Source organism: Burkholderia sp. M6-3 (genome assembly GCF_050858985.1).
In the GTDB taxonomy this organism is placed as follows: domain Bacteria; phylum Pseudomonadota; class Gammaproteobacteria; order Burkholderiales; family Burkholderiaceae; genus Paraburkholderia; species Paraburkholderia caledonica.
The window spans coordinates 1,858,125-1,881,619 of the sequence record NZ_CP110090.1 but is presented as its reverse complement, the minus strand read 5'-3'; the positions used below and the strand labels follow the sequence as shown (position 1 = coordinate 1,881,619).

Sequence of the window (23,495 nt, the reverse complement as noted above, 5' to 3'; positions counted from 1 at the left end):
CGTGCGCTGCTCACAGCACCTTGGCTTCGGTCTTCAGCTTCTCGACCAGCGTCTTCACATCCGGCACCTTCACACCGGCAGAGCGCTTGGGCGGCTCGACAACCTTCAGCGTTTTCAGACGCGGCGTGACATCGACGCCGAGGTCTTCAGGCTTGATCGTTTCGAGCGGCTTTTTCTTCGCCTTCATGATGTTGGGCAGCGTCACATAGCGCGGCTCATTCAGGCGCAGGTCGGTGGTGACCACTGCGGGCAGCGTGAGCGACAGCGTTTCGGCGCCGCCGTCCACTTCGCGCGAAACCGTTGCCTTGCCGTCGGCCACGACCACTTTCGACGCGAACGTTGCCTGCGGCAGGTTAGCCAGTGCGGCAAGCATCTGACCGGTCTGGTTCGAATCGTCGTCGATGGCCTGCTTGCCGAGAATCACCAGTTGCGGCTGTTCCTTGTCGACCAGCGCCTTGAGTAGCTTGGCCACCGCCAGCGGCTGCAATTCTTCCGCCGACTCGATCAGGATCGCGCGGTCCGCGCCGATGGCGAGCGCCGTGCGCAACGTTTCCTGCGATTGCGTGACACCGGCCGATACCGCGATGACCTCGGTCGCCACACCGGCTTCTTTCAGACGCACGGCTTCTTCAACCGCGATTTCGTCGAACGGATTCATCGACATCTTTACGTTCGCAATGTCGACGCCCGTGCCGTCCGACTTGACTCGGACCTTTACGTTGTAATCGACCACCCGCTTAACACACACCAGCAGTTTCATACCGTCTCCTTCGAATACGTCGACGACGCGTGCGCCGCCATTGGCGAACGGATCATGTCTGCCGCGCGCTCAGCCAGCATGAGCACCGTCGCATTGGTGTTGGTCGAGGTTATCGACGGCATCACCGAGCCGTCGACGACGCGCAGGCCTGTCGTTCCGCGCACCCGCATTTCAGAATCAACAACGCTCATTTCGTCCTCGCCCATCCGACACGTGCCAACCGCGTGGTACACAGTCGAGCCATTGTCACGCACATATTGCAATAGCGCTTCATCGGTGTCGGCCTGACGGCCCGGTACGGTTTCATCGACGATATAACGGGCGACCTCGGGTTGAGCGAAGATCCGCCGGCCAATCTTGAGTCCTTCCACCATCGTGTTGCGGTCGAGTTCACTGCTCAGGTATGACGGTGCAATGATCGGCGCTGCCGTAATCTCGCTGCTGGTGATGTGCACATGTCCACGGCTCTCCGGGCGCATCTGCCAGACGCCGCACGAGACACCGGGCTCCGACTCGAGCACGCCGATCCGTCCCTCGGCAAAGCTGCCGGGCGCGATCACGAACTGCACGTCTGGACGGGTAGCGAGGCGCGTCTGCGCAAAGCCGCCGACGAGCGCCGCACTATAGGTCAATACGCCGGTCCCTGACACTACGTAGCGCATCATCTCGCGCGCAAGCGCAAGTCCGTGCGCGCGCTCGTTCGCCGTACCGGCACCGCGCACTCTATAGCCCAGCCGAACGACATAGTGGTCCTGCAAATTGTTGCCCACGCCAGGCAACGCGATCCGTGTTCTAACGCCTGCATTGTCCAGCACAGCCTTGTCGCCGATGCCGCTCATTTCGAGCAGCCTCGGTGTGCCGACCACACCCGCGCTCAGAATCACCTCGCGGGTCGCGCGGATCTGCACCGGAATGCCCGCGCCCGTCGTCCCATTGATGCCGCTCACATGCGTGCCGTTCATCTCGAGCGTAGACACCTGAAGGCCGGTCACTACGGTAAGGTTCGGGCGCGCCATTGCCGGCCGTAGATAACCGCGCGCTGCGCTCGAGCGGCGACGTCCGTCGCGCGTTTGCTGGTAGTACCAGATCGACGGACCGCGCGTGTCGCTGTTCGGATCATCGACGAAATCGAGACCCGTCCTCTGGGCGGCCTCGACGACCGCACCGCAAATCTCCGGCGGGTTCTTCACGCGGCTGACCTGGATCGGACCGTTCGTGCCTCGTTGCGGGCTGCTGCCCTCGGTCCACGTTTCCGAGCGGCTGTAAAACGGCAGACAGTTTTTGAAGTTCCAGCCGTTCGCACCCGACTGCTCCCAGCTATCGATATCCTCCGCAAACGGGCGCACATACAGCAGGCCGTTGATGGCACTGGAGCCGCCGAGCCCGCGTCCGCGTGGAAACAGGATGGCACGGCCACTCGTCCCGGCGTCGGCCTCGGTGCGATAGCGCCATGTCACAGTGGGATGATCGAGCAATCGCACGAATCCTGCCGGCACGTGGATGAACGGGTGACGATCGCGCTCGCCGGCCTCGACCAGAATCACGTTGATGGTTGGATCTTCGGTCAGACGGTTTGCGAGCACGCAGCCCGCCGTCCCCGCGCCGACGATCACATAATCCGCTGTGTACGATTTCATGACTTCGCTCCGGCAGCGGCTAACTCACGACCTTCCAGTGCTGCGATCTCCTCCTCGCCGAAGCCGTATTCGGCAAGTACTTCAGCTGTATGTTGTCCGAGCGTAGGCGGCGGACGGCGGTAGGCGACGGGGCTGCCGTGAAAATTCACCGGACTCGCAATGTTCGTTACCCTGCCCGCGACCGGATGCTCGATCTCGACAACCGCATGGTTATGCGAGATCTGCGGGTCCTGCGTCAGCGCGGTGTGATAGTCCTGCACGATCGCGCATGGCACGTCCGCGGCGCTCAGATGCGCTACCCAATATTCCGCGGTATGCAGCAGAAATTGCTGCTCGAGGATCACGTCGAGTGCATGCCGATTCGCAGTTCGCGCGGTGTTGCCGATGAAGCGTTCATCGCTCAGCAATTCTTCGCGGCCAAGCGCGCGGCAAAGGTTCTGCCAGAATTTCTCGGTGAAGCAAGCTGCAAAGAAATAACGGCCATCGGAGCCCTGATAATTTCGGTACGGCACCATCGTTGGATGACCGCTGCCGAGACGCTCCGGGGCTTTGCCGCTTCTCAGCGTCTCGCCGTCGCGCGGGATCGTGCTGAACAGCGCAGCTGAGAGCAGCGACGTATCAATTCGCTGGCCTTCGCCATGCCGTTCGCGATGTAGCAACGCGGCCGAGATCCCGAACGCGAGCAGCGCCGCCGCGCCGAAGTCCGGCAACGGCGCACCGAGCCGGACTGGATTGCCGCCAGCTTCGCCCGTCATGTCCATGAGACCGGCCACTGCCTGCACGATCGGATCGTTCGCGGGCCATGCGGCGTAGGGACCGCTTTGTCCGAACGCCGACACGCTGGCGTAGACGATCTTAGGATTGCGCGCCTTGACGGCCGCGTAACCGATGCCCAGCCGATCCACCGTGCCCGGCCGAAAGTTCTCCACGACAACGTCCGCCTGCTCCGCCATGCGCAAAAACGCATCACGCCCTTTCGGCGACTTCAGATCGAGGCGGATGCTGCGCTTGTTGCGGTTTTGCGAGAGGAACTGGACGCTTTCGCCCTGGACGAATTGATTGCCCAGTTTGCGCGAGAGGTCACCCGCCATTGGCTCCTCGACTTTCACCACGTCCGCGCCGAGGTCAGCAAGCAGCACAGTACCGACCGGACCAGCGGTCATGACGGTGAGATCGAGAATGCGGTAACCCGACAACGGGCCGACTTGTTTCTTATCCATGATGTGCCGCCTGCAAATGCGATGCGTCCGTAAATTCGGCCCGCGGGTAATCGAGCACGTCGAAGGCGAGACGGAACGGGTCGGTCTCACCACGCGTGATGGTCAACGCATGGCCGAAACCGGCATCGTCGCGCTCGGGAAAGTCGGTGCGGTAGTGGCTGCTGCGCGACTCGCGCCGCTCGATACACGCCTGCAAGATGACTTCGGCGGTGGTCGCCATGTTGTCGATCGTCAACGCATCGATCGCTTGCGGCGGCGAGGCAGCGCCACCCGCGGCGAACTGCGCACGCGCCTCGCGAACGGCGGCTAGCGCGATGTTCAGACCACTCTCCGTCTTCTCGACGAGGCAATGCGCTTGCATCGCCGCGCGCAGATCGGCGGCGATACGTCGAGCGTCGAACGAGGCGTTGGGTTTTAGCGCTGTTCCGAGGCGCGTTGCGAGCGGCGCTACGTCGGGCTTCCCCGGCGCACCGCTGTCGCGCGCAAACGCCGCCGCGCCGACGCCTGCGCGATGTCCGAAAACCTGACCTTCGGCAAGCGAGTTGCCGCCCGGGCGATCCGGGCCCCGCACGCCGCCCGCGAGCTCCCCCACCACGAACAGCCCGTCGATGGTCGACATTGCGTCGGTGTTCGTCATCCGCACGCCGCCGTTCAGGCATTGGAAAGCAATCCCGACGTCGAGCAGATCGCGCTTCGGGTCGAGTCCCTTCGCGCGCATCCAGCGCAGGGTGTTCGGAATAGTGGCCGCCAACCGCTCGTCCGGAATATCGGCGAACGAGAAGTGCACCGCACCGCGTTCCGTACCTCTGCCCTGAGCGATTTCTGTTGCGATCGCGATATCGATGTAGCGCGATTCATTCGAGATTGTGAACGGGAAGACTTTCTCGTCCATCGCGGCTTCAGGCGTCACGCCTGCCGGCAGGTAGTCTGCCAGGAATTCATGTCCGTCGCGATTGAGCATTCTCGGATGCAGAATGAAGCAGGACTTGCTGAAGAGTTGCACGTAAGGGTGCACCATCGCCGGCCCGAACTGGTGAAACTCCATGTTTACAAGTTCGGCGCCATGGCGGAAGCAGATGGCCTGGCCGTCACCGGTCATTTCCGCTGTCGAGACCTGCTGCGAGAACAGACCGTGCGCGCCGCCGGTGCCAAGCACAACGGCGCTCGCGGAAACCACCAGCAGCCGCCGCGATGCAAGGTCCATCGCAACCACGCCGCTTGCGCGCCCACTTGTATCACGCAAAAGGTCGATGAGCGCCGCTGGCTGACGCGTCTCGACTCCGAGCTTCCTCGCTTCGTCCGCGAGCGCGCTTACGAAGGCCTTGCCAGTTTTCCCCTTCACGCCCAGCGCACGCGCATACGTGCCGAAGTCGCTGCGGATGAGTTTATAGCCCTCGTTGACCCGGTCGAACGGCACGCCGAGCTTGATCAGGTCGGCAATGCGCTTCGGTGCGTCCTCCGCCAGCACGCGCACCAGCTCGCGGTCGATGAAGCCGCCCGCCGGACGCATCGTGTCTTCGTAATGCACCGTGGCGCTGTCGTCGGCGCTGCCATAACCGGCCGCTCCCATGCTCATGATTTCGCTCGCGCCGTGCACGGTGCTACCGCCCTGCCCGACCGGCGCCTTTGCCAGCACGAGGACCTTCGCACCAGCCTGTGCCGCCGACACGGCTGCACGCGAAGCCGCGCCACCACCGCCAACCACGACTACGTCGGCTTGCGCGTAGTCGACGCCAAAGCCGAGTTTTTCCAATGTCTGAACTGCCGTCACGTCTGTCTCCGCTTACGATTTAAGCGCGCGCGCCACGATGTTGCGCTGGATTTGATTGGTGCCACCGAAGATCTGGAACATCTTGGCTTCGCGGTAATGGCGCTGCATCGCGTATTCGGCAGAGTAGCCATTGGCGCCCATGATCTGGATGCCGTCAGTGGCGACCTGCACGTATGTATCCGATGCGAGGTACTTCGCCTGTGACGACTCGACGTCGCACGTTTCGCCTTCGTCGAGCAGTCTGGCCGCGCGAAACGCCATCATGCGAGCAGCATCGACGCGAGTCTGCATGTCGGCGAGCATGTGCGACACCGCCTGAAAATCGATGATCGACTGCCCAAACTGCTTACGATCGTTCGCATACCAGCGGGCAAGATCGATCGCCGCCTGAGCGCCGCCCACACACATCGCCGACAAAGCAATGCGCTCCTTTGACAGCACCGCGGTGAGTTTCTTCCAGCCCACGTGCAAGCCGCCCACGATCATTTCTCCGGGAACACGGACGCCGTCGTACACCACTTCGCAGGTGCGAATGGCGTGGCCGCCGAGCAGGTCGATCGGATTGATCGTCAGGCCTCTGGATTCTTTAGGTACCAGAAAGAGGCTGATCCCGTCGTGCTTCTTCGCCTCTGGATTGGTGCGCACAGCGGTCAAGATATAGTCGGCCTGCATCGCGCCGGAAATCCACATCTTGGTGCCGTCCAATATGAAGTCGTTTCCGTCAGCCACGCCGCGCGTCGTCAGCGAGGCAGCATCTGAGCCGGAGCCGTTTTCGCTCAGGGCGAAGGCGAGAAAGGCACGACCTTCAGCGAGCTTCGGCAACACCTCGCCCTTGATATTGTCCGGCGCGAAACGAGCCAGCGCGCCGCCCACCATGTTCACGTTCGCATTCCAGAAGCGCGCAAGCGCAATCGTGTGATAGGCGACGATCTCCAGATAAGCGGCCATGTCGAGATAGCCACCGACGCCACCGTACTCTTCGGGCAGCGTGATGCCGAACCAACCCTGTTCCGCGGCCACCTTCACCAGTTCCTCTGGGAAGCGCTTCTCTTCGTCGCACTGGCGGACATATTCCGGCGACGCATGGCGCGTCAGCACACGATTCACTGAATCGCGGAATTCAAATTGATCGGCGTTCAGATACGGTTTAAGGTCGCGCCGGTTGACGAGATTGCTTGCGTATTCGGGATTCACTCTGTCTCCTCCTTGTCCGATCAGGACACCTTGCGTTGCGCCAGGACTTCTTCTGCCTGCTCGAGCGGAATAGCACGCAACATTTGCGAACGCGACTTCGCCCCCGTCATCAGAAACGCGAGATCCGAGCCGCTAAGAATGAAACGCGCGCCTTTCTGCACGTAGGCGGTCATCAGCGCTTCGTCGTACACGCCGCCCACGCCCGGTACCTTGCCGTGCCGGTGGCATGCGGCGCACACGGTGTCGATGGCGGCCGCCACACGCGTATGGCCAAGTTGTCCAGTGATACCCAGATCCGCCGCAAGGTCGGTCGCGCCGACCAGCAGCACGTCGATGCCCGGCACCGCCGCGATCGCATCGGCGTTCTCGAGGCCTTCGCGGGTTTCTATCATTGCTACCACGAGCACCTCGTCGTTGATCGCCCGAACCACATCGGCGATCGGGAGAGCCTGGAATCCGACCTGCGGCAGCATGCCCGGGATCGACCGGCCGCCCGCTGGCGGGAAGCGGCACATATTGGCGATCTGCATGGCCTGTTCGGGCGTACTGACGTGCGGCACCACGATGCCCATCGCGCCGGTATCGAGCAGTCGTGTGGCGTGGAACGGTTCATGGCCCGGCACGCGGATGATCGGCGTCACACCGCCCACCAGAGCCGCGGCGCAGATCTGCGCCGCGGTGTCGATGTCCATGGAGTTGTGTTCCATATCGATGAACAGCCAGTCGAAGCCGGCCGTCTGCGCGATCTGCGCGATGTCGACCGTGCGAGCCTGGCGCAGCCCCATGCCGAGTGCCAATTCACCTGCGGCCAGTTGTGCTTTTGCGTGGTTCTTGATGGTTTGCATGATGGATTCCATTCAGGCGGTTGCGTCGAGCGGCTCGTCGTTAGCCAGTTCGAGGTTGATGAATTTGGTGTCCAGGTAGTCGCGGATCGCGTTCGGACCGCCTTCACGTCCAAACCCGCTGTCCTTACTGCCGCCGAATGGCGTCTCCGCTGTCGACGCCACGAACGTATTCACACCGACGACGCCGGCCTGCAAGCGCTCGGTTGTTTCCAGCGTATTGCGCATCGAGCGCGTAAAGACATAGGCTGCAAGCGCGAATGGCAGCCGGTTCGCCTCGGTGATGACTTCGTCCATCGTCGTGAACCGGTTAAGAGTGCCGACCGGGCCGAACGGCTCGTCGTTCATCAGGCCAATGTGCGGAGCGGGGTTAGCAATGAGCGTCGGCTCGTAGAACCAGCCACGGCCGAATTGCGATGGACGGCGGCCACCGCATAGAACGCTGGCGCCTTCACTTACCGCTTCGTCGACGAGGCGTTCGATTGCCTCGCGGCGCTTCGACGTGGTCAGCGGACCGAGATCGGTGTTCTGCTGCAGCGGATCGCCGACGCGTAGCGCCGTCGAGCGCTCGACCAGCGCCTTCACAGTCTTGTCGAAAATCGATTCGTGGATATAGAACCGCGTCGGCGACGCGCAAACCTGGCCCGCATTGCGGAACTTGCCCAGCGACGCGAGATGCGCGAAAGCATCAATGTCCGCGTCGCGATGCACGATCACGGGCGCATGGCCGCCGAGCTCCATCGTGACCTTTTTGAGCGTCTTCGCGGACATCTCGACGATCTGACGACCGATGGGCACCGAGCCGGTGAAGCTGATCTTCGCCACGCGTGGATCGGCCATGACCGTCGGCGTAATTGCGTCGGCTTTGCCGATCACCAGATTGACCGCGCCCTCGGGGAATCCGGCGTCGACGAAGCAGCGCACCAGTCCCATCGTCGCACCGGCCGCTTCGTTTGACGGCCGGATCACGATCGCATTGCCCGCGGCCAGCGCCGGTCCCATCTTGCGGGCCAGCAGCAGCAACGGGAAATTCCACGGCGTGAAGGCGGCGACGACACCGAGCGGCTCGTAGTGCACCAGATACCGTCCGCCCTTGACGCGGCTTTCGTATGACATGCCGAACACGCGCCGTGCTTCGTCGGCGAACCAGTCGATCGACTCAGCTGACGCGTTAGCTTCCCCCGTGGCCTGGGCGATCGGCTTGCCGGTTTCCAGTGCCACGATTCGTGCGAGCTGCGGCGCGCGTTCGCGGATGAGCGTTGCGGCTCGGCGCAGCAGTGCGCTGCGCTCCCACGGTGTGAGCTTGCGCATTGCGGCTGAAGCCTCGGTCGCGGCATCGATGGCCTCTGTGACCTGTGCCTGCGTGGCCAGCGGCATATAGCCCAGCCGCGCTTCGGTCGCCGGATTGATCGAGACCTGCCCGTTGTCAGCAGTCGCAGACTCCCAGCGACCGGCGATCAGCAAGCCGTGCTCGCGATAGTGCCCTTCTAGTTCCATTGCCTCCTCCTGATAAGTATCACGGACTACCCACCTTCCTAGGTGCTTTCCCGGTGTTTCAGTGCATGCACTCTTTTTCTTATATCAACACCTTGACAGCTAAGTGTCAACACTTTTAGAGTGTGTGTCAGCGAAATACGATTCGTCGCATGCACTTGCGAAACCGACGGATCGCTAAAAAGAACGCCGCGGCGCCGCCGAACGCGTCATGCAGCCCTCCCTTTCCTATGGAGCGAGACAAAATGAGTTCGTATTCCCGTCGTACCTTTCTGCAAACCCTTGGAGCAGCCGCAGTGGCGACAACCGGGACCGGTTTGTTTCCATCGCTGGCGTGCGCCCAGACCGCGCAGTTCAAGCTGAAGTACGCGAACAACCTGGCGCTGTCGCATCCGCTCAATGTCCGCGCAAAAGAAGCGGCGGACGCCATCAGGAAAGAAACTGGCGGCCGCGTCGACTTGCAGATTTTCCCGAACGGTCAGATGGGAACGGATACCGATATGCTGTCGCAGGTCCGTTCGGGGGCCATCGACTTTCTCACTCAAGGTGGCGTGGTGCTGTCGACGCTCGTGCCGGTCTCCGCGATCAACGGCATCGGCTTCGCGTTCAAGGACTACAACCAGGTGTGGGCGGCGATGGACGGCGACCTCGGCAGTTACATCCGCAGGGCGATTTCGAAGGTGGGGCTCATCGCGATGGAAAAACCGTGGGACAACGGCTTTCGCCATCTCACGAGTTCGGTCAAGCCGGTCCTAAGTCCGACCGACCTCAAGGGTCTGAAGATCCGTGTGCCGGTCAGCCCTCTTTGGACCTCGATGTTCAAGGCGCTCGACGCGTCGCCAACCAGCATTAACTTCAGCGAAGCCTATTCGGCATTGCAAACCAAGGTGGTCGACGCGGAAGAAAATCCGCTCGCGCTGATCGAAACCGGTCGCTTCTACGAAGTCCAGAAGTACTGCTCGTTGACAGGCCATATCTGGGACGGCTTCTGGTTCCTTGCCAACGCGCGTTCGTGGGGCAACCTGCCGCCGGACTTGCAGACCATTGTGGCAAAACACCTGAATGCGGCCGCGGTGGCTGAACGGGCGGACGTCGCCGCACTGAGCACATCGCTCGTCGAAACGTTGCGATCGCACGGTATGGCGTTCAACAAGCCCGACATCCAGCCGTTCCGCGCCTCGCTGCAAAAGGCCGGCTTCTATGACCAGTGGCGCAAGAAATACGGCGATGAAGCCTGGGCGTTGCTCGAGAAGTACACGCAGAAGCTCGCATGAGCGCGGACCACCGAAGAGTTTCTGGAGAACGAGTCATGACTTCCCGAGTTCATCCCGAGCAGGTGTTCGCCCACGACATGGGCGCGCCGAAGGAACGACATGCGGCATCGAAGGTCGTGCGCGTCGGCAGCACACTCGATACGGCCATCAAGTGGATCACCGAAGTGCCCGCTGCGTTGCTGCTGGTGGCCGAAGTGGTGCTGCTCCTCACCAACGTTTTCTGCCGCTACGTGTTGCAGGATCCGTTGATCTGGGGTGACGAACTTGCGTCGATCCTGTTCATCTGGCTGTCGATGCTGGGCGCAGTGGTGGCGTTGCGCCGCGGCGAACATATGCGACTGACGATGTTTGTCGACCGAATGTCCCCGCAAAATCGTGCGTTTGCGGAGACGGTCGGAAATTTCATCGTGATGACTTTCGTGCTGCTGCTGGTTCGGCCGGCAACCGACTGGGCGATGAACGAATGGATCATCAGCACGCCGGCGCTCGATCTGCCCAATACCATTCCCGCGGCCGCGATTCCCGTGGCGGCCGCGCTGATGCTCGTGCTCGCCATTACGCGGTTGCTCGAGCGCTCGTCGCTTCGCGATTGCCTGAAGGCTTTCGCGCTCGTGGCCGGTGTTGCCATTGCGCTTTACATCGCACGGCAAGCGCTCGCGCCACTGACCGCGCTGAGTCTGATCCTGTTTTTCGTCGTCGGCGTGATCACGATCATCTGTCTCGGTGTGCCGATCATGGTCGCATTCGGCGTGTGTACGTTTGCTTATCTCGCAACCGTCACTGGCGCACCGTTGACCATTGTCGTGAGCACGATGAATCAGGGAATGTCCAGCCTGATCCTGCTCGCCGTCCCGCTGTTCATCCTGCTGGGCGCACTAATGGAAGCGATGGGACTTGCCGAAGCGATGATCCGTTTCCTCGCTTCGCTGATCGGACACAAGCGTGGCGGCCTCGCCTACGTGCTGATCGGCGCTATGTACCTCGTGTCCGGCATCTCCGGTTCGAAGGTGGCGGATATGGCCGCGCTCGCGCCCGGCCTGTTCCCGGAAATGAAAAAGCGCGGCGCAAACGAAGGCGATCTGGTCGCAATGCTCAGTTCGGCGGCTGCCATGTCGGAAACCATTCCGCCCAGCCTCGTGCTGATAACGATCGGGTCGGTGACGGGAGTTTCGATCGCGGCGCTGTTCACAGGCGGCTTCATGCCCGCCGTGGTCGGCGCGGTAGCGCTCGCGGCAGTGGTCTGGTTCAAGAGCCGCAGGGAAAGCCTGCAAGGCGTACAACGGGCCTCCCGGGGCGAGGTCGGCCGCGCATTCCTGATCTCGCTGCCCGCGCTCGCGCTACCCTTCGTGATTCGGGCGGCCGTGGTGGAAGGCATCGCGACGGCGACCGAGGTGGCGACAATCGGCGTGGCTTACACCTGTGTGGTGGGTTTGCTACTCTATCGCCGCTTCGACTGGAGCCGGCTCTATCCTATTCTGGTGGAAGCGGCGTCATTGTCCGGCGCGATTCTGATCATCATCGGGTGTGCAACCGCGATGGGATGGGCGCTCACGCAGTCAGGCTTCTCCGCGCAACTCGCCTCTATGATGATGGCTGCGCCGGGGGGCAAGCTCGGCTTCCTGGCGATCTCCGCGATTACGTTCGTGATGCTCGGCAGCTTTCTTGAAGGGATCCCGGCGATCGTACTATTCGGGCCGCTACTGTTCCCGATCGCGCGCGCGATGGGCATCTCGGATGTGCACTATGCCATGGTCGTGGTGTTCGCGATGGGACTGGGCCTGTTCGCCCCCCCGCTTGGCCTTGGCTTTTATGCGGCGTGCGCGGTCAGCAAGGTCGATCCGTCCGCCGCGATGCGCCGCGTTTGGCCCTATCTGGGGGCATTGGCGGCGGCCCTTGTCGTGATAGTGCTGGTTCCATGGGTATCGGTAGGTTTTCTGTACGTAAAATAGGTAGCGAAAAAATGGCACAGACAAGGCAATCGTCATGAAAAGCGCGCTCAATGGTGCACAGAACAGCAAGGTGAACGCCCGCGCACCGGAGGTGATTGCGTCGAAACTCGACGACATTCGCGATCAGGTGCGCGCCATGATCCAGCGGGGGGAGTTGCGCCCCGGTGAACGCGTGAACGAGCAGGCGCTCGCCAACCAGATCGGCGTCGGCCGTAATTCGGCGCGTGAGGCGCTACGCTCCCTCGAACAGGCGGGGCTCGTTCGCATTGTGCCGAACCGGGGCGCGGAAGTGCGGCGGCTGTCGCTAGAAGAGGCAATGGACCTCTACGAAATCCGCGCCGGACTCGCACGCACGGCGGGACGCCTCGCCGCGCTGCGCCTGACGACCGACGAGGAGCATCTGCTCGGGCTCCTCCTTGACCAGATGGACGTGGCCGTGGCCGAGCGCGATAGCCGCGAGTATCAGACTCTGAATACCGAGTTCCACCGTCAGTTAATGGCGGCGACCAAGAATCCGCGGCTGATCACGATCAATCAGGCCGTCGAAGACGAGCTGACGCTCTACCTTCACAAGGGCGTGTATTCATTCACGCAGATGCAGCGCTCCTCGAAAGAACACCGCGAACTTTTTGAGGCGCTGCGCACCGGCCAGGCCGACGCGGCCGCGGAGGCTTTCGAGAACCACGTGCAGACGGGAAAGAAACGCATGCTCGACACTGTGTCCACGAGCTCGTCCGAACGTTAATGAAGTGGAGCAGCTTGTTGAAAACCATCGTCTTTCTGGACCGCGCGACGCTGTCGGCCGATCTACCGGATTTTCCGTTTCCGCATCGCTGGATCGAATATCCGTCTACGAGGCCGGAACATGTGGTGGAGCGTTGCCGCGATGCGCATATCGTCGTGACTAACAAGGTTCCACTGTCGGGCGATGTGCTCGAGCAATTGCCGCATCTGGAACTGATCGGCGTGCCGGCCGCAGGCGTCAATCATCTGGATACCGAAGCATGTCGCAAGCGGGGCATCGGCATCGTCGCGTGTCCGGGCTATTCGACGATTTCCGTGCCCGAGCACGCGTTCGCGTTGATGCTCGCGCTTCGCCGCAACCTGATGCCTTACTGGCACGACGTTTATGCTGGCGGCTGGAGCGGATCACCCACCTTTTACGCCGAACTGCATCCGATCCAGGATCTGCACGGATCGACGCTCGGTATCATCGGTGCGGGTCACGGTGGAAAGCGTCTCGCCGAACTGGCGGGTGCGTTCGGCATGCGGGTACTGTTCGCGGAGCGCAAGCGCGCGAGGTGCGTGCGCGACGGCTATGTGGCATTTGACGAGGTGCTGCGTGAGGCCGATACGATCAGCCTGCATTGCCCGCTTACCGACGAAACGCGGCATCTGTTCGGTCTCGCCGAATTTGAGCGAATGAAGCGCAGCGCGTCACTCGTGAACGCCGCACGCGGCGGTATTGTCGACGAGGGGGCGCTGATCGAAGCCCTCGACCGCAAGCTGATCGCGAATGCCGCGCTCGACGTCCTCGAGCAGGAACCGCCCGCGGCCGATCATCCGCTGCTGTCCCGCGCGCGCACCGATCTGATCGTGACGCCGCATGTTGCATGGCGGACACAGGTGGCCATGACGCGGCTCGTCACGCAACTCGCACGAGGCATCGAAGAGCATTACGCTCAGCATTGAGAACAGCACTTGAAGAGGCCGTTGCGCGTCAGCGTGCGAGCGCGCACGTACAGGTCGAGACGGCCACCGTCGTCTCCAGAGGAGATCCGCCAGCGACAAGCGACTGTCGGAGCGCAAACAGCTGTGCTATCCGGCCAAAGCGCAGCTTCAGCAGGCAACTCACCCTGTCGGATGCGCACCGTCGACGGATGAATCAGCAATCGCAATATGCAACCTGGCAGCTTTGCATCGATATGCAGTACATCGAGCAATCGCCCACGAAGGTGTGGATGCCCTATCTGCCGCCTTGGGAATCGCTGCCGGGGCATCTCAGCGCTGACGGTGCAGACGTTGGTGCTCGAAAGGTCCGTGAATCAATCGCCGTCAGCTGCCCGAGTAAATCGGGCCCTGTCCACCCGGTGTGAATTGCTGGAATGCCTCGCTGTGCGATGGAGCCGGCGCCGCTTGTGATCGCGCCGCTGAAGCCGTTGCTGGCTCGCGCAGCGTAAGTGCGCTGTCCGCGGTGATCGGCACGCTGGGCTTGGCGAGCAGTTCGGTCTTTCGCATCGATCCCACCGATGTTCCGAAGTAGTAGCCGATGATGCTGATCCACGCCGTACCCAAAGCTCCGACGACGACGTTGACGAGATCCTTGTTCGTGCCTGGCAGCGGCTGAAAAGCCATCAGCAGCAGAATGCCGAAGAAGCCGGCGGTGACCGCCATCGCAAGGACTTTGGGTACCGAGTCCTTGGTGCTGATTCCCATTGCGCGCGCGTCGGCCCGATCGGCGGCCTGGATACGCGCCATATCGCTTTCATGCGCGAGGCTCGCCTGGGCCGCAGTTACCATCAACTGTTGGAGCTGCAACGAGTTTGCGTTCTCGGCTTGGCGGACCTTCTCGAGTGCACTGGGATCGTTCAACGCGAGTTCCACGACGCCGGGGTCGCTAGGCGTCCCGAGCGCATGCGAAATGATCGCGGCGGCGGCGGTCACGCCCACACCGATTGGACCACCCACGAGGCCCGCGAGAAGCGGTGCGCTGCTGCCGATGTTCGACGCTACTTTAGACCAGTCCATCATGCTGCTCCCAGGAGAAGATTAGCGGCCATTCTTTCGGTCCATCCACGGCTGAAATTGGGCCATGCATGCAGGTTGCGCAGGTAACGCAAGCGATAAGCGGCGAAGCGCATGACAAACTTCAGCGGGTCCGCGCTTTTGACTGCATCGAGTGTGTCCGGGCCGAACTTGCCGTCTTCTTTCGCGCCGGAAGCTTTTTGCATCCACAACACCACCAGGCCGCCGTTGTAATTGGCGTCGAAGATCTGGAAGGCAACGCGCGGGTCGAGCTCGTCGAGATGCAGCGGGTCCCAGTACTTCTGTTTGGCAATCTGTTTCGCGGTATCGAGCGGCAGATCTTTCATAGCGCCGGCATAGCCCGCGCTGCGTGCCACGCGCGCCGTGACTCCCCACATCGTTTCACCGCCAGGGTCATGCGGATTGAAGGAGTAACCGCCCTCACTACCGATCAGGGCCCTGAACGCATCGTCGAAACTGTCCATCGAACATCTCTCCTTCAACCAGGTGTGTACTGCAACGGGTAGATACTGCGGGACTAAGCCACTTTCATGGCTGGGTATTCGTTACGCGGTTTGCAACGCAAGCGAGGCCTGAATCGCAACAGGCCTGACTCCGTCATTGGGCTTCGACGGGTCTGGGCGATCGCCTCCCTGCGCCGCTCTCGCAAGCCGCGCCAGATGACTTTCGCGCACCGACAAAGTCCCGACGTCGAGTTGCAACGCTTGTGCATATTTGCGCGACGCGCCGGACAGATCGCCCTTGCGATCCAGTGCCCGGCCCCATTCCGCGTAGGAGGGCGCCAGATCTGGGCGAAGTGCGACGGCGCGCGAGAGTTTTTCGATAGCTTCGTCGTAGCGGCCGACAGTGACGAGTGCTTCGCCCCAATCGTGCAGGTTGTCGACAGAGTCTGACTTCATTCTGTCTGCCTGCTTGAACGCATCGAGCGCTTCGGAATAGCGATTCGCATGCAACAGCACGTCGCCGAGAAGACGCAAGTTTTCCGCCGTCTTCGATTTCTCGTTCGCGCCGGCTCGCAAGGCTTCAAGTGCGTCGTCGATGCGATGCTGCTGTTCGAGTGCAATGCCAAGGCTTGCGTGCAGCACCGCTGAATGCTGGTACAAGGTCAGCGCTTCACGTGTCTGCCGCTCGGCCTCTTTGGACAACCCCTGATCGGCAAGCAGCCACGCTTTGCCGGCGAGCGCCCATTCGCCTTGCTCGGAGGCAGGCAGTGCGAGCACTTCGTCGTAGATTGCGACGATCTCGCCGTAGTCGCATTGCGCGAGCGAACACTTGGTTTTCTGCACTTGCGAGTAGAGATGACTAGCGAGAATATTCGGCTCCGCAAGACGCATGGCTTTGACTGCGATGTCGTGTACGAACTTCTCCAGATCGCGTCCTTCGAACGACACGGTGCTTTCGCGGGAATTAAACGGACCGCCTTCAATCTGCACATGCGCCACGTAAAAATCCCCGCTGCCGTTGACTTTTGTGATGCCGACATGAACGACCACGTCCGTGCGCTTGATGACGCCTTTGATGAAGCGCACGGTGGTTGCATACGACATCTCCTGACCGGGTATCTGAATGTCCGGTTGTGCGTCGTTGTCTGTCATCGTGTCGTGCGGAATCGACTCGGCGTCCTGACCGATGGCTCGCATCGAAGACATGATGCGTTCCGCGAGAAAATTCGATGTATAGCCGCGTTCCACTAGCGACTGCGGCGTTTCGACGGGCGGCACCAGCAATTGCCGCGTGAGTACGCCGCGCACGACGAGGCAGAAAAAACCGATGGTGAGCACCGCAAAAACCCACGGCAAAACATACGGCCACAATTGTTTCGGGCCTCGTCCAATGAAGCCGGCGGCCCGCAATCCGAACGGCACCCACCCCATCGAGAAGTCGCGCCTTGCCGTATGGCGCTTTGAACGGCCGCTCACGCGAAAAGGCCGGCTTCGCCAGTTCACGGGTCGACGTTGGCTCTGCACACTCGACATGACGCACCTCGATTCAACGGATATTGGTAGTGCACGACTGAGTGGTGTTTAATAGGCATCGACTGTGCCACTGCGCCCAAGGCCTTATCTGGCGGGCGTGTAGAGGACCGCGCTGCATGCGAGCGAGCAATTGTGTTGCGTGGTGGCCAACGAATGTTGCGCGTGAGTTTGCTGACGGGAGACAGGTAGCGGGAGAAGGCGGGAATGAGGTGTTTCGATTAAACACCGTATCCGCGCTGTCGCCCGACAGGACGGATACGGTGTCATGCATGCAACGAAGCCGGGAGCGAATATTCAACTTGCGGCGCGGCTTAGGAACGCATCCAGAACGTACATGTTCGTGATGGGATCACGGAAGGCGCGTTCGTCGGGGTGCGAACTGCACGAGATGCGACGCTGGCCCTACCGAAGCTGATTCTTCAGGCGATGCAGGTCAACATGCGGGCCGGTGCTTTTCCACCTGCGGACGACAACGGCAAGTGCGACCTCAGAATCCCTCGTCGTGAAGATTTGCTCGTCCTGCACGAAGATGTGATCCGGGTCGCCGTCACGTCATCCTCGGACGCGAGGTCGGTCTTGTTGATGACGACCCGGTCCGCGAACGCGACCTGTTCGCGTTCGATATCGTCGGCGAGCTGTTGCTGCGCATGCAGTGCGTCGACGACGGCCACCATCGACTCGAGTTCGACCCGCTCGCGAACGTCGGGGTCGGCGAGAAAGGTCTGCAGCACCGGAGCGGGATCGGCCAGACCCGAGGTTTCAATCACGAGTCGCTGCAAGCCGTCGCCGAAGCGGTCGAGCAGCTCGCGAACGCTGCCGATCAGGTCGGTCCTGACCGTGCAGCGGATACAACCGTTATTAATCTCGATGACGGCGGTTTCGTCGGCAACGATCAGTTGTCCGTCGATTCCGACCTCGCCGAATTCGTTGACGATGACGCCGATCGCGAGGGGCCGCGTCGCGTCGAGTATGTGATTGACGAGCGTGGTTTTGCCAGCGCCGAGAAAACCGGTCACGACTGTTGCGGGGATTTTTCCGGACCGCATTGCGCACCTCGTTGAGCCTCCGGCACGTGCCGGACGTCAAAGCAGGAGCGACAACTGCGCCGGATTTCGGCGGGTGGCCTCGGCCCGTCCCATGTCGGCGCAGATAGCCGGTCAAACGCGCCTGATCGGTCGCAACCGCCAAGTCCGGCCAAAGCGGCGGCGATTTCCCCGCCCCTTTCGCGTTGTGTCCGGCGCAGAACGCGTGCGTCCGGCGCACGCGGATTGTGCGCAGCGCGCAGTCATAACGCACAAGGATTCTTCAGTTCATTTGATTCAAGAACTGAATCAGCCAACGTCGACACGAACCTCATTCGAGGTTCGCATGGCGCGCAGTATCCCGACATCAAAATGAGTTTCCAGTTGCCTCCTGGTGTCGCCGCGAGGGTTCTCTCACCGTCGCGAGATAAAGTGCGCTGGTCGTTCGGGGCGCTGGCAGCGGACTTTCTTCTTTTTGTTCAGTGGCCTTTTCCCGGGGACTCGACTAAGGCAAAATAAACGGGGAAGTCACGCGCGACCGGCGGCGTCGCACCGCTGGCGTTGCGCCAATCGGATGCGTGGAGATGCACTATGGAAAAGCCCGCGAGAACCTGCTCGACGCTTGCTGCGTTGGCGCTGCTGCTGGCTGGATATACGGCCGCCGGCGCCACACAAAGCCGGCCACATCTGAGCCCGACGGAGTGCCGTGACCTGGCCGAGATTAAAAGCAACGCGCCTCGGACGAAGTCGCAACACCATAGCGAGCTTTCGTCCCTGAGGAAAGCGGGCTACAACCCATCACCATGGCACGACGACCCACACTACCCAGCGAATCTACACGCGGCGCAGCGCCGGGTCGACCATTGGTTCGAAACGGACTGCAAGCAGTCGCATCCCAAGTGAGAAGCCCCCGGGGCAACTGCGGAGGCACATTCGAAAGACCGTTTATGGTCGCGCCTTACCTTGGTCGTGCACGGCGATCGCGCCGGGCTGACGCTCATGCGCCGGCGGTTGAACGGGGCCAACGCCGGTTGTTACATCAATTCGACGGCATCCGCTTCAGTTCGTCAATGCGCAGACGATAGCTTCGCAGTAGACACGCTTTATCGCCGCAGGCGTTGCGAGAATTGCGAAGCCATGCTCGTTGATCCGCCCGCAATTGCGTTTTGTTAGCCGCTACGTTCATTTTTCGGGCATAAATTTCTGCCAATGCTTTATCGACACTTGTGAGTTCCGCATCCCCGCAAATCAGCTGCGCCTGGACTGATATCAGCTTGCTGCAATCGAGACTTTGCGTCAACGCAGCCTTCGTCCCGCGCTGGATCTCCAACAGCCCCGGTTTGCATAGCCCTTGCAGCGACTTGCAAGCGGCGTCGCGCCCGACCCATGCCATGTCGGACGCACCATAATGCTTAACGAAACGATTGATGCCTGCGTGGCTTACGCCCCTGCGCATCGCGTTTGCCGCGATTATTTCGTTGCAAAGCGAGTCGTCAGCGTAGGTTGGACCATCGCGCCGGTAGCAACTGTGAAAACCGAGCAGCCCAGTACCAACGACACTTCGGCGCTCCCCTGAAGCGAACAGAATGGAAGCGCAAGCGGACGCGCACCTGGCACTATCTGGAACTGTCGTGTAGACGCGCACGTTGTCCATTGCATCGACCACCCGGAAAGCGGCCTCCACGTTCCCCCCTGGACTATTTAGAACAAGGATGACGAGTCCCTCGTCATCACGATCTGCCTTTTTGGCGAACGACAGAAATTTCTCTGCATCGCCGTCCTGGATCCTCCCCTCGCCAACAACGATTTTCAGCTTGAGTTGTGGTTGGTAGTAGATCTTGAAGTCCATCCCGGAGACCGCACCGGGAATGATCAGCACAGTGAAACAAAGCCAGCAAAGCAATCGTCGGATCAAGCTTTGCGCCGCCGCATCCTCGGCTGTTGGGTGCTCGGTGCTGCGCATACGCTTCTCCTCGGAATATCGGAAGCATAGCCTGCACCGAATGGTTGTTCGACACGCGCCAGTGAAGCCTGTGGCCGTGCCGTTGCTGCCCAGACTGCCGAACTGATGACCGCTCGAGTCCTGATGGTTGGCGCTCGTATCCGGGCCAGTTGACAGGTTGATGGCGCCCTGCTTGGCCACCAGGTGGACACCCTGTGTCCCGGTAATGCCTGAACCGATTGCATTGATGTCGCCGGTATTGCTCTTCACCACCACGCTATTGGCCGCCACCGTCGTCGAGGTCTGAGTGGTCTGCGCCTGCGTCCCGGTCGAACTGCTGCGGCCTGCGTTGTACGGCGGAGGCCTCGTGCCGCCGCTATTGGCCGTACCACTGATCCAGCGGCCCAGATCGCCCCGCGATCGAGGACGCGCCGCCCACATTCACGCCGATGCGCATTCCCCGCGCGCCCCCGACATTCAGGCTAGCCGCGTCCTGTTCGAAGTTACCGCCCGTCACGATCGCTGCATTGCCCGCCACGTTGATGCTCGCCGTCGGCAGATCGTTCAGGTCGGTCCTGATTCCCCACTGCTCGCTAAACTTGCAATCTCTTCAGGAATATCCGACCGCAACGGCTCGTCCAAAGAAAGCCTGATTCGCTGTCCTTCGTAAGGGATCGATCCATATTGCTGCACCGCGCGCAAAATATGTCGCCGTCCCAACTGAAAAGCCAGGCGAATTTGTGCATCCGTGGCGTCAGCTGCCCCGAGCGAATCGACCACCGCTTCATAAGAGATCGCAAATGCCCGATAGCCCCACCCGAAGCCGTACGCGGCGAACCACACTGCGCAATCGTTAGATAGTACGGGCACCGTCATCAAGATCAATGGCTCTTTCATCGCGATCACCCTTGCGAAGGAATCATGTCGTCGACCGGCAAACTGTCTGGCACTTCACAAAGACTAGTCTTCGATGCGGGGGCGGGATTGATATACGTCAATTCCATTTCGGTGCACTGGCGATACGACGCGTGTGGCCATGTTGACCGCGACCTCACGTCGCCGGACCACTCCCCAGGCCACCGCAGCTACGCTCGCTGCTGAAAATGCCGGACTGACCGGCAGGCATCGCTTGACGTGGATCAAGAGGCAAGGCGACTACGCGTGTCTAGTATCAGATAGCGCAGCAAGCCGATCAGAGGACGGCATCACCGTCAGCTTGTATCTCATTGCGTCGCCCGGGTTCCGGGAAAATGTCCGGCAAGCAATCAATGCCGGAGCAGCGGGCGCAGCAATCATCCTTGCAAGCCTTGCAAGGCTTGCAAGGCTTGCACATTGCCCCAGGCGCTGAGGCATTCTCCGAAAAAGGAGGGAGATCGATGTTGACCACGCCGACACCGGAACGAGCACTGTCGAGACAGTTGCTCGATGTACTGATCCGTGCTGGACTGATCGCAGTACTGGCTGTGTTCTGTTTTCGGATCTTCGTCCCGTTCTTCAACCTGATGGTGTGGGCACTGATTCTCGCCATCACGCTCTATCCGTTGCAGGTACGGCTGCGCGCCAGATTTCCCAACAGGGAAGGCTTGATCGCGACGATGATTATCGTCGCCGCGTTCGGCATCATTCTCGTGCCGACGTATCTACTCGGCGTGGCGGTAGCCGATTCGATCGAGCGTGTGATGGCAGTCTTCCGAAACGGGACCTTCCAGATTCCACCGCCAGCAGAATCGGTGGCGAACTGGCCGCTGGTGGGCGAACGTGTGTATGAGTTCTGGCAACAGGCCTCGACTGACCTCACCGGTCTCGCACACAGGTTTGCTCCTCAACTCAAGGAGGTAGGTCTCGCCGTGCTGGGCATGGTCACTGGGCTCGGCGCGGGACTGGTGATCTTCTTCGTCGCCCTTGTGGTGGCGGGCGTTCTTATGGCCCATGGCGAGCACGGCCACGTCAGCGCGGTGCAGATTGCCTCGCGTATCTCAGGCACGGAAACGGGCCCAAAGATCACCGCTCTCTGCACCGCTACGGTTCGCGCCGTGGCCCAGGGCGTAGTCGGCATTGCGTTCATCCAGATGCTGCTGATTGGTATCGGCTTCGTGGTCATGGGCGTTCCCGGCGCAGGCTTGCTTGCGCTCGGTGTGCTGTTGATCGGCATCATGCAGTTGCCCGCGACGCTGATTACAGTTCCAGTCATCGTGTTTGTGACGGTCACAAAGGGGGTCGGGGCCGCGACGATCGTCTTCGCGATCTATGAATTCGTCGCGGGCCTGGCCGACAATGTACTCAAGCCCTTGCTGCTCGGGCGCGGCGTTGCCGTGCCGATGCCGGTGATCCTGATCGGTGCGCTCGGCGGCATGGTCTCAGGGGGCGTAATCGGTTTGTTCATTGGTCCCGTGATGCTTGCGGTCGGCTATCAACTGTTCTGGCGATGGGTGCGAGATCAGGCTGCGTCCGAGTCGCCCAGAGAGAACGTCAGGGCAGTAGCCGGTGACAACGGGCAACTCGAAACGAAATAAGATCTGCAAGGGGTCTCGAAGTATTCGGCGAACGGCCTGTCAGTGCGAAACGAAGGCGTGCTCTTATGGATGATGACGAGATCGCAGTGCTGCGCGATGTCGAGCGTCGCCTCAACAGACAGGCCGCCGGCAAACGCACCGGGCAGGCGGTTGTCGAACGCTGCGGGTTGCACACGCCAGGTCGGATACCAGAACGAGCGGACTTCGCGCCTCGGGAGGCATAGGCCCCTTCGATGAGGCTCTGCCCCATCCGTCTCGCGCTACTGGTGCCCCGTGCCCAAAAGGGGTCCCCGAGGTCGCATGCTCGAGCTAAAGCGAATTGAGCCAGCGCCAGGGGAACGGTGAGCCAGCGCAGTACGATAGAAAGCTATCCTTACGAAGTCATCGAGTGAATCGCTCTCCGGCCACATGACGGCTGTGCGCTGCTCCGCTCTTTTTTCGGTGTCATTCTTCTCACGGTTGATGCACGTCAATCGACCGCAACGCCCCACGCATATGCTGAAAAATCAACGCGTAGGAAGCGGAGCACCGAACCGATTCGCTTCTTCCTCTACGTTGGCGCCGAACGTTATTGACACCGGCAATGGGCAGATGGTCCCCATATGCCGATAGGAGGAGGCAAGATGAACTGGTTGGCAGAATTTTTTGCTCAGCGGACTAGCCCGCTGAGCCTTTCCCTCTGGGCATACCCGCCTCTTCTTGTCGGGCCGGACGGACCCGTGGCGGCACCACTCTATGCGTTGGGCTATCCCGGCGTAGAACTGACGTTCACTCCGCCGGAAGTCGTTAGCATCGGAGACTTCCGCTATGAAATGCCCGCACACTACGACGCCGAGCCGTCGATCGCGTCGACATCGGGCGCGCTCCTGGGTGGGGAATCACAGCGATTCTTCAAGAACGTTTCAATCTACGCGCCGTCCCGATTCAATCCGGATTTTCTGGTCACGGTCAACGACGTCTATTCATTCGTTCCAGCGTTTTCATCAGACGGCAGCCCCGGCTTCTCGGGCACGTGCACCGGTCCGCTCGACGAACCGTACCACGCTTCACAGTTGAAGCTTCCCTGGACATTTCAGGGGTTCATCACGATCTGACGACCGGGCCGAGGTCGGCGACCCCGCCGCGGGGACAATCG

Annotated in this window: 20 protein-coding genes and 1 pseudogene; 7 read left to right on the top strand and 14 right to left on the bottom strand. The window is 61.2% G+C overall.

Translation table 11 applies throughout. The annotated features are described in order from the left end of the window. Positions 1–10 precede the first annotated feature (10 nt). The 7 genes from OH764_RS08115 to OH764_RS08085 are packed head-to-tail and all read right to left on the bottom strand — an operon-like array spanning position 11 to position 8,921. The gene (locus tag OH764_RS08115) at positions 11–760 is read right to left on the bottom strand and encodes an electron transfer flavoprotein subunit beta/FixA family protein (RefSeq protein WP_498848678.1); all 750 of its coding nucleotides are present in this window, start codon (positions 758–760) and stop codon (positions 11–13) included. Next, complete coding sequence (locus tag OH764_RS08110; protein WP_498848677.1) at positions 757–2,397, bottom strand: GMC family oxidoreductase; 1,641 nt, start codon at positions 2,395–2,397, stop codon at positions 757–759. The genes OH764_RS08115 and OH764_RS08110 overlap by 4 nt, the downstream gene beginning before the upstream one ends. Then, the gene (locus tag OH764_RS08105) at positions 2,394–3,617 is read right to left on the bottom strand and encodes a CaiB/BaiF CoA transferase family protein (protein ID WP_408163152.1); all 1,224 of its coding nucleotides are present in this window, start codon (positions 3,615–3,617) and stop codon (positions 2,394–2,396) included. The genes OH764_RS08110 and OH764_RS08105 overlap by 4 nt, the downstream gene beginning before the upstream one ends. Next, entirely contained in the window at positions 3,610–5,388 is a 1,779-nt protein-coding gene (locus tag OH764_RS08100; RefSeq protein WP_498848676.1) for an L-aspartate oxidase, read from the bottom strand. Before OH764_RS08100 ends, OH764_RS08105 begins: the two co-directional genes overlap by 8 nt. A gap of 12 nt (positions 5,389–5,400) precedes the next feature. After that, positions 5,401–6,582, bottom strand: coding sequence for an acyl-CoA dehydrogenase family protein (locus OH764_RS08095; protein WP_498848675.1), 1,182 nt, complete (start codon positions 6,580–6,582; stop codon positions 5,401–5,403). Positions 6,583–6,602: 20 nt separating this feature from the next. Beyond that, entirely contained in the window at positions 6,603–7,427 is an 825-nt protein-coding gene (locus tag OH764_RS08090) for an HpcH/HpaI aldolase family protein (RefSeq protein WP_498848674.1), read from the bottom strand. A gap of 12 nt (positions 7,428–7,439) precedes the next feature. After that, on the bottom strand, positions 7,440–8,921 hold the full coding sequence (locus OH764_RS08085) for an NAD-dependent succinate-semialdehyde dehydrogenase (protein WP_498848673.1): 1,482 nt from the start codon (positions 8,919–8,921) through the stop codon (positions 7,440–7,442). A gap of 242 nt (positions 8,922–9,163) precedes the next feature. Between OH764_RS08085 and OH764_RS08080 the strand changes: the two genes are divergently transcribed. From OH764_RS08080 to OH764_RS08065, 4 genes are all read left to right on the top strand, one after another. After that, positions 9,164–10,192 (top strand): TRAP transporter substrate-binding protein, encoded by a 1,029-nt coding sequence (locus OH764_RS08080; protein ID WP_498848672.1) that lies wholly within the window; start codon positions 9,164–9,166, stop codon positions 10,190–10,192. A 77-nt stretch (positions 10,193–10,269) separates the two neighbouring features. After that, positions 10,270–12,141, top strand: a complete 1,872-nt coding sequence (locus OH764_RS08075) for a TRAP transporter large permease (RefSeq protein ID WP_498848781.1) — start codon at positions 10,270–10,272, stop codon at positions 12,139–12,141. A 34-nt stretch (positions 12,142–12,175) separates the two neighbouring features. Continuing rightward, positions 12,176–12,886, top strand: coding sequence for a GntR family transcriptional regulator (locus tag OH764_RS08070; RefSeq protein ID WP_498848671.1), 711 nt, complete (start codon positions 12,176–12,178; stop codon positions 12,884–12,886). A gap of 17 nt (positions 12,887–12,903) precedes the next feature. Next, complete coding sequence (locus OH764_RS08065) at positions 12,904–13,833, top strand: D-2-hydroxyacid dehydrogenase (protein ID WP_498848670.1); 930 nt, start codon at positions 12,904–12,906, stop codon at positions 13,831–13,833. A 363-nt stretch (positions 13,834–14,196) separates the two neighbouring features. Here the strand turns inward: OH764_RS08065 and OH764_RS08060 are convergent, their stop codons facing one another. From OH764_RS08060 to OH764_RS08045, 4 genes are all read right to left on the bottom strand, one after another. Beyond that, entirely contained in the window at positions 14,197–14,889 is a 693-nt protein-coding gene (locus OH764_RS08060) for a hypothetical protein (protein WP_498848780.1), read from the bottom strand. Further along, entirely contained in the window at positions 14,889–15,371 is a 483-nt protein-coding gene (locus OH764_RS08055) for a glycoside hydrolase family 108 protein (protein ID WP_498848669.1), read from the bottom strand. Before OH764_RS08055 ends, OH764_RS08060 begins: the two co-directional genes overlap by 1 nt. Positions 15,372–15,452: 81 nt before the next feature. Further along, the gene (locus OH764_RS08050; protein WP_498848668.1) at positions 15,453–16,883 is read right to left on the bottom strand and encodes a tetratricopeptide repeat protein; all 1,431 of its coding nucleotides are present in this window, start codon (positions 16,881–16,883) and stop codon (positions 15,453–15,455) included. 419 nt (positions 16,884–17,302) lie between these two features. After that, positions 17,303–17,929, bottom strand: coding sequence for a CobW family GTP-binding protein (locus OH764_RS08045; RefSeq protein WP_498848667.1), 627 nt, complete (start codon positions 17,927–17,929; stop codon positions 17,303–17,305). 567 nt (positions 17,930–18,496) lie between these two features. On the opposite strand from OH764_RS08045, the gene OH764_RS08040 reads away from it, so the two are divergent. Continuing rightward, complete coding sequence (locus OH764_RS08040; RefSeq protein WP_498848666.1) at positions 18,497–18,808, top strand: DUF4148 domain-containing protein; 312 nt, start codon at positions 18,497–18,499, stop codon at positions 18,806–18,808. Between the two features lie 136 nt (positions 18,809–18,944). Here the strand turns inward: OH764_RS08040 and OH764_RS08035 are convergent, their stop codons facing one another. Further along, positions 18,945–20,288 carry a hemagglutinin repeat-containing protein gene (locus OH764_RS08035; RefSeq protein WP_498848665.1) on the bottom strand — a complete coding sequence of 448 codons (1,344 nt, stop codon included), beginning with the start codon at positions 20,286–20,288 and terminating at the stop codon, positions 18,945–18,947. Positions 20,289–20,411: 123 nt separating this feature from the next. Further along, entirely contained in the window at positions 20,412–20,744 is a 333-nt protein-coding gene (locus OH764_RS08030) for a hypothetical protein (RefSeq protein ID WP_498848664.1), read from the bottom strand. A 479-nt stretch (positions 20,745–21,223) separates the two neighbouring features. Here OH764_RS08030 and OH764_RS08025 point away from each other — a divergent pair, with 479 nt between their 5' ends. Then, a complete protein-coding gene (locus tag OH764_RS08025; RefSeq protein ID WP_498848663.1) occupies positions 21,224–22,360 on the top strand; it encodes an AI-2E family transporter in 1,137 nt (378 codons plus the stop codon). Between the two features lie 23 nt (positions 22,361–22,383). Here the strand turns inward: OH764_RS08025 and OH764_RS08020 are convergent. Next, a pseudogene (locus OH764_RS08020) lies at positions 22,384–22,572 on the bottom strand (hopanoid biosynthesis associated radical SAM protein HpnJ); the annotation flags it as partial. A gap of 411 nt (positions 22,573–22,983) precedes the next feature. Between OH764_RS08020 and OH764_RS08015 the strand changes: the two are divergent. Next, on the top strand, positions 22,984–23,454 hold the full coding sequence (locus OH764_RS08015; protein ID WP_498848662.1) for a hypothetical protein: 471 nt from the start codon (positions 22,984–22,986) through the stop codon (positions 23,452–23,454). Positions 23,455–23,495 lie beyond the last annotated feature (41 nt).

Excerpts from the sequence above, each read along its gene's own strand:
- OH764_RS08115 (WP_498848678.1), bottom strand. The coding sequence starts at position 760 with ATGAAACTGCTGGTGTGTGTTAAGCGGGTGGTCGATTACAACGTAAAG.
- OH764_RS08110 (WP_498848677.1), bottom strand. The coding sequence starts at position 2,397 with ATGAAATCGTACACAGCGGATTATGTGATCGTCGGCGCGGGGACGGCG.
- OH764_RS08105 (WP_408163152.1), bottom strand. The coding sequence starts at position 3,617 with ATGGATAAGAAACAAGTCGGCCCGTTGTCGGGTTACCGCATTCTCGAT.
- OH764_RS08090 (WP_498848674.1), bottom strand. The coding sequence starts at position 7,427 with ATGCAAACCATCAAGAACCACGCAAAAGCACAACTGGCCGCAGGTGAA.
- OH764_RS08085 (WP_498848673.1), bottom strand. The coding sequence starts at position 8,921 with ATGGAACTAGAAGGGCACTATCGCGAGCACGGCTTGCTGATCGCCGGT.
- OH764_RS08080 (WP_498848672.1), top strand. The coding sequence starts at position 9,164 with ATGAGTTCGTATTCCCGTCGTACCTTTCTGCAAACCCTTGGAGCAGCC.
- OH764_RS08075 (WP_498848781.1), top strand. The coding sequence starts at position 10,270 with ATGGGCGCGCCGAAGGAACGACATGCGGCATCGAAGGTCGTGCGCGTC.
- OH764_RS08070 (WP_498848671.1), top strand. The coding sequence starts at position 12,176 with ATGAAAAGCGCGCTCAATGGTGCACAGAACAGCAAGGTGAACGCCCGC.
- OH764_RS08060 (WP_498848780.1), bottom strand. The coding sequence starts at position 14,889 with ATGGACTGGTCTAAAGTAGCGTCGAACATCGGCAGCAGCGCACCGCTT.
- OH764_RS08055 (WP_498848669.1), bottom strand. The coding sequence starts at position 15,371 with ATGGACAGTTTCGACGATGCGTTCAGGGCCCTGATCGGTAGTGAGGGC.
- OH764_RS08050 (WP_498848668.1), bottom strand. The coding sequence starts at position 16,883 with ATGTCGAGTGTGCAGAGCCAACGTCGACCCGTGAACTGGCGAAGCCGG.
- OH764_RS08045 (WP_498848667.1), bottom strand. The coding sequence starts at position 17,929 with ATGCGGTCCGGAAAAATCCCCGCAACAGTCGTGACCGGTTTTCTCGGC.
- OH764_RS08040 (WP_498848666.1), top strand. The coding sequence starts at position 18,497 with ATGGAAAAGCCCGCGAGAACCTGCTCGACGCTTGCTGCGTTGGCGCTG.
- OH764_RS08035 (WP_498848665.1), bottom strand. The coding sequence starts at position 20,288 with ATGTGGGCGGCGCGTCCTCGATCGCGGGGCGATCTGGGCCGCTGGATC.
- OH764_RS08030 (WP_498848664.1), bottom strand. The coding sequence starts at position 20,744 with ATGAAAGAGCCATTGATCTTGATGACGGTGCCCGTACTATCTAACGAT.
- OH764_RS08025 (WP_498848663.1), top strand. The coding sequence starts at position 21,224 with ATGTTGACCACGCCGACACCGGAACGAGCACTGTCGAGACAGTTGCTC.
- OH764_RS08015 (WP_498848662.1), top strand. The coding sequence starts at position 22,984 with ATGAACTGGTTGGCAGAATTTTTTGCTCAGCGGACTAGCCCGCTGAGC.